4 protein-coding genes are annotated in these 5325 nt (G+C 72.6%); all 4 read left to right on the top strand.

What is annotated here, in order from left to right:
• The coding region (locus PKE44_RS14530) for a GGDEF domain-containing phosphodiesterase (protein ID WP_324552422.1) at window positions 1-1260 on the top strand (1260 nt) is incomplete at its 5' end.
• A 33-nt stretch (window positions 1261-1293) separates the two neighbouring features.
• Window positions 1294-1665, top strand: a complete 372-nt coding sequence (locus PKE44_RS14525; RefSeq protein WP_324552420.1) for a response regulator — start codon at window positions 1294-1296, stop codon at window positions 1663-1665.
• Window positions 1662-3764, top strand: a complete 2103-nt coding sequence (locus PKE44_RS14520; RefSeq protein ID WP_324552418.1) for an ATP-binding protein — start codon at window positions 1662-1664, stop codon at window positions 3762-3764. Before PKE44_RS14525 ends, PKE44_RS14520 begins: the two co-directional genes overlap by 4 nt.
• A 183-nt stretch (window positions 3765-3947) precedes the next feature.
• The coding region (locus tag PKE44_RS14515) for a hydantoinase/oxoprolinase family protein (protein ID WP_324552424.1) at window positions 3948-5325 on the top strand (1378 nt) is incomplete at its 3' end.

Here is a 5325-nt window from a genome sequence, read left to right as displayed (position 1 = left end):
GCCGGGTCCGCCGGCGGCGCGCTGCCGGAGCTGCCGGTGCCGTTCCTGCCGCGCTTTCTGGCCGTGCTCGAACTCGGCAGCCTGGAGCGGCTGGCCGCGGCGCTGCCGACCCGGCAGTTCATGGACGTGCTCGATCTGGCCGGTGAACGCCTGCGCGCGGTGCTGAACGATGCCGATCGCCTGCAGCCGCTGGCCGGCGGCCGCTTCCTGCTGACCACGGCGCGTGCCACCCCGGCCGAAATCGAGGCGCTGTACGCGCGCCTGGTCACCAGCCTCGATGCGCCGATCCGCGCCGACGGCCTCGAACTGCAGGCGCGGCTGCGCGCCGGCGTCGCCGACTGCAAGGCCACGGCGCCCGAGGCCGCGCTCGCGCGTGCCGAGCAGGCGCTGGTGCAGGCGCGCACGCTGGCGGGCGGCACCGGGCTGGTGTTCCACACCGAGGCGCTCGGCGCGCAGGCGCTCGCCGATCTGGAGATCGAGAGCGAGCTGCGACAGGCGCGGCTGCGCGACGAGCTTGAGCTCTGGTACCAGCCGATCGTCGAGCTGGAGAACGGCCGGCTGCTCGGCTTCGAGGCGCTGCTGCGCTGGCAGAGTCCGCGCCGCGGGCTGGTGGCACCGGCCGGCTTCCTGCCGGCGCTGCAGCGCAGCGGCCTCGCCGGACAGGTCGATGCCTGGTCGCTGGTCACGGCCGCGACCCAGCTCGCCCGCTGGCAGCGCGAGACCGGCCGGCGCGACCTGACGATGAGCGTCAACCTCGGCTGCGCCCACCTCGCGCCCGGCGAGTTCGATCGCTACTGCGCGATCGCCCGTCAGGCCGTGCGCCTGCCGGCGCCGGGGACGCTGCGCATCGAGATCACCGAGGACGGCCCCGGCCCGCAGCGCGAACCGTACCTCGACGGCCTGCGCGCGCTGCACCTGGCCGGCCTGCGCTTCTACCTCGACGACTACGGCACCGGCGAGGCGGCGCTGTCGCGGCTCAACGGCCTGAACTTCGAAGCGATCAAGCTCGATCGCAGCTTCGTGCTGGCGCCGACGCCGGAGAACCTCGCGATCTGCGAGACCGTCATCGCCCTCGGGCGCCGGCTCGGCCTCGCGGTGATCGCCGAGGGCATCGAGGATGCCGCTGCGCTCGAACGCCTGCTCGGTTTCGGCTGCCGCGCCGGCCAGGGCTACTGGTTCTCGCCGCCGGTGCCGGCCGATCTGGCGGCGCTGATGCTGCGCTCGCAGACGCTGACCCCGCGCGTGCCGAAGCGTGCCTGAGCGCGCCCGCAACGCCCGCAAGGAGCACCGAACATGCTGCTGCTGATCGATGACGAACCCGACATCCTCGCCGAGATCCAGGAATGGTTCGAATGGCAGGGCTGGGACTGCCTGTGCGCCGGGCGCCTCGCCGAGGCCGAGCGCCTGCTCGCCGGGCGCGACGACATCCGGCTGGTGGTCACCGACCTGAAGCTGGTCGACGGCGAGGCCTTCGGGCTGATCGAGGCGCGGCTCGCGCGCCCGCCGGCGCCGGACTTCATCATCGTCACCGGCCACGCCGGTGAACCCGAAATCGAACACGCACGCCGCATCGGCGTGCAGTTGCTGCACAAGCCGCTCGATCTGGCCGCGCTCGACGCCGCGGTCGCCGCGACCGGCCATCTGCCGCGGGGAACGCCGTCATGACCATGATCCGTCGCATGCAGGACCGCCGCCTGCTGACGCTGTACTTCGCCGGCGCGTTCCTGGTGCTGCTGGTCGCCGGCCTGCTCGCCGGCGTGGCGCTGAAGACCGACTACCAGCGGCGCATGGACGGGGCCGAGCGCGACAGCCAGAACCTGGCGCGTGCCTTCGAGGAGCACATCTACCGGACCTTCCGCTCGCTCGACCAGCAGAGCCGCTTCCTCGCCGAGTACTACTTCCGCTACCCGGACAAGGATGAGCTGACCGAGGCGCTGCGCGGGCTGCTGCGCATCGAGGATGCCGCCGTGCAGCACGCGATCATCGACGAGCACGGCATCCTCGCCGGTTCCAGCGTCGGCACGCAGTCGCTCGGCATCAATCTTTCGGACCGCGCGCATTTCCGCCATTACCTGCAGCCCGACGCGACACCGACCTACGTCAGCAAGCCGCTGGTCGGACGCGCCAGCGGCAAGGCCTCGATCCAGTACACGCGGCGCATCGAGGACAGCGACGGCGAGTTCCGCGGCGTCGCGGTCGTGTCCTTCGATCCGCTGTACCTGAACAGCTTCTATCAGTCGGTCGACGTCGGCGAGCGCGGCGTCATCTCGCTGGCCGGCACTGACGGCATCCTGCGCGCGCGCTCGATCGACATGGACCAGACCATCGGCAAGGACATCTCCGGCGGCGAGCTGATGCGCAGCTACCAGAGCGCACCGGCCGGCACCTACCGCGCGCCGAGCGGCGTCGACGGCATCGAGCGCATCGTCAGCTACCGCAAGGTCCGTGACTTCCCGCTGCTCGTCGTCGTCGGCCTCGGCCTCGGCGACGTGATGGCCGGCTACACCGGCTACGTGGCCTCGGTCGGCGGCCTGTACGGCTTCCTGCTGGTGACGCTGGTGCTGCTCGGCGGCGTGCTGCGCAACTTCCTGCGCAACCGCACCGAGGCCGAGCGTCTGGCGCGCGAGACCGTGGTCGAGCGCCGCGAGCGCCAGTTCCTCAGCTCGATCCTGCAGACCGCCGGCGTGCTGGTCGTCGTCGCCGAGGCCGACGGCACGATCAAGGTCGCCAACCCGCTGTTCGCGCGCTACTTCGGCGCCGGCAGCGGCGCGCGCGCCTGGAGCCGTGCCGCCACCGGCGAGGAATTCGCGGCGCTGGTCACCGGCCTGCCGCGCAGCTTCGAGGTGCAGGTCAGCGATCTCGGCGGCATCCGGCGCACGGTGGCCTGGACCTTCACGGCGGTCACCGACGACGGCGGCGAGCTGCGCAACCTCGTCGGCATCGGCCTCGACAACACCGAGCGGCGCGCCGCCGAGCTGATGATCTACCAGTCGGCGAAGCTGGTGACGCTCGGCGAGATGGCCACCGGCCTCGCGCACGAGCTGAACCAGCCGCTGAACGCGATCAAGCTGACCGTCGAGAACGTGCTGCTGCGCTCCAGCCGCGGCACGCCGGAGAAGACCTATCTCGACGACAAGCTCGACAAGATCCGCCGCAACGTCGCGCGCGCCGCGTCGATCATCGACCACATGCGCATCTTCGGCCGCCGCGCCGAACGCACGCTCGGCCCGGTCGATCCGGCCCAGGCCTGCGAAGGGGCGCTGTCGATCACCAACGCGCCGCTGCGCCTCGCCAACATCGCCTGCCACGTGATCTGTCCGGCCGGCATGTACTGGGTGCGCGCCGAGATCGGCCTGCTCGAACAGGTGCTGATCAACCTGATCCTGAACGCCCGCGACGCGATCCTGAGCCGGCGCGAGCAGCATCCGGAAACCGGCCGCGCCGATCACATCGAGCTGAGCGCGCAGCCGCTCGCCGACGGCCGCATGCAGATCAGCGTCACCGACACCGGCGGCGGCGTGCCCGAGGCGCTGATGCAGCGCATCTTCGAGCCCTTCTTCACGACCAAGCCGGTCGGACAGGGGACCGGGCTCGGGCTGTCGCTGTCCTACGGCATCGTCCGTGATTTCGGCGGCGAACTGCGCGTCGAGAACATCGAGGGCGGTGCATGCTTCCTGGTCGAGCTGCCGGCCGCGACCCCGGCCACCGGCCCGGCCGCGCTGCCGGTGCCGGCACCACAGGCACAGGCGCAGGCGGCGCAGTAAGGGGGCTGGCTGCCCGCGCGGCCCCGTCCGGAGGTCCGCCGCCGCTGCGGCGGCGACGCGCGAAGCACTGCCGGCAGCGGCGACAGCGGCAATCGTCGCCGGTGCGACTGGTATCCTCGCGGCCTGCACCCGTCCGAGCCGGAGGCCGCCGTCGTGAACCCGCCCGCCCATAGCGCGCCGCCCGTGAGCGGCTGGCAGTTCTGGATCGACCGCGGTGGCACCTTCACCGATCTGGTCGCCCGCAGCCCCGATGGCCGGCTGCTCGCCACCAAGCTGCTGTCCGAACACCCGGAGCGCTACCGCGATGCCGCCGTCGAGGGTATCCGCCGCCTGCTCGGTCTCGCCGCCGGTGCGCCGCTGCCGGCCGGGGCGATCGAGGTCGTGAAGATGGGCACGACGGTCGCGACCAACGCGCTGCTGGAGCGCCGCGGCGAGCCGGTGCTGCTGGTGATCACGCGCGGCCACGCCGATGCGCTGCGCATCGCCTACCAGAACCGTCCGCAGCTGTTCGCGCGCCACATCGTGCTGCCCGCGCCGCTGTATGCCGAGGTGCTCGAAGCCGACGAGCGGCTGGCCGCCGACGGCTCGGTGCTGAAGCCGCTCGACGAGATTGCGCTCGCGCGCGGCTTCGCCGCAGCGCGCGCCCGCGGCCTGCGCGCCTGCGCGATCGTGTTCCTGCACGGCTATCGCGAACCGCGGCACGAACGCCGCGCCGCGGCGCTGGCGCGCATCGCCGGCTTCACGCAGGTGTCGGTGTCGCACGAGGTCAGCCCGCTGATGAAGCTGGTCGGGCGTGGCGACACCACGGTCGCCGACGCCTACCTGTCGCCGGTGCTGCGCCGCTACGTCGGGCAGGTGGCCGAGGCGCTCGGCGACGTGCGCCTGCAGTTCATGCAGTCCAACGGTGGCCTCGCCGATGCCGCGCATTTCCGCGGCAAGGACGCCGTGCTCTCCGGCCCCGCCGGCGGCGTGGTCGGCATGGTCGAGACCGCGCGCCTCGCCGGCTTCGGCTGCGTGATCGGCTTCGACATGGGCGGCACCTCGACCGATGTCTCGCACTGCGCCGGCGAATACGAGCGCGTCTGGGACACCACGGTCGCCGGCGTGCGCCTGCGCGTGCCGATGCTGGCGATCCACACCGTCGCCGCCGGCGGCGGTTCGATCGTGCGCTTCGACGGCACGCGCCTGCGCGTCGGCCCGGAGTCGGCCGGCGCCGATCCGGGGCCGGCCGCCTACCGGCGCGGCGGACCGCTGACCGTCACCGACTGCAACGTCGCGCTCGGGCGGCTGCAACCGGTGCATTTCCCGGCGCTGTTCGGGCCGCACGGGAACCAGCCGCTCGATACCGGCGCGGTCGCCGCCGGCTTCGAGCGCCTCGCCGGCGAGATCGAGGCAGCCACCGGCACGCGCCGGCCGGTCGAGGCACTCGCCGCCGGGGCGCTCGCGATCGCCGTCGAGCACATGGCGGCGGCGATCCGGCGCATCTCGGTCGAGCGCGGTCATGATCTCGCCGCCTACGCGCTCGCCTGCTTCGGCGGGGCCGGCGGCCAGCACGCCTGCC

It is taken from the genome of Plasticicumulans sp. (assembly GCF_035331805.1).
Lineage (GTDB): Bacteria > Pseudomonadota > Gammaproteobacteria > Competibacterales > Competibacteraceae > Plasticicumulans.
Note: the sequence above shows the minus strand (reverse complement) of the source record. Positions and strands in the feature narration are given on the sequence as shown.

Coding starts and splice junctions, on each gene's coding strand:
- PKE44_RS14520 (WP_324552418.1), top strand. CDS start 1,662: ATGACCATGATCCGTCGCATGCAGGACCGCCGCCTGCTGACGCTGTAC.
- PKE44_RS14525 (WP_324552420.1), top strand. CDS start 1,294: ATGCTGCTGCTGATCGATGACGAACCCGACATCCTCGCCGAGATCCAG.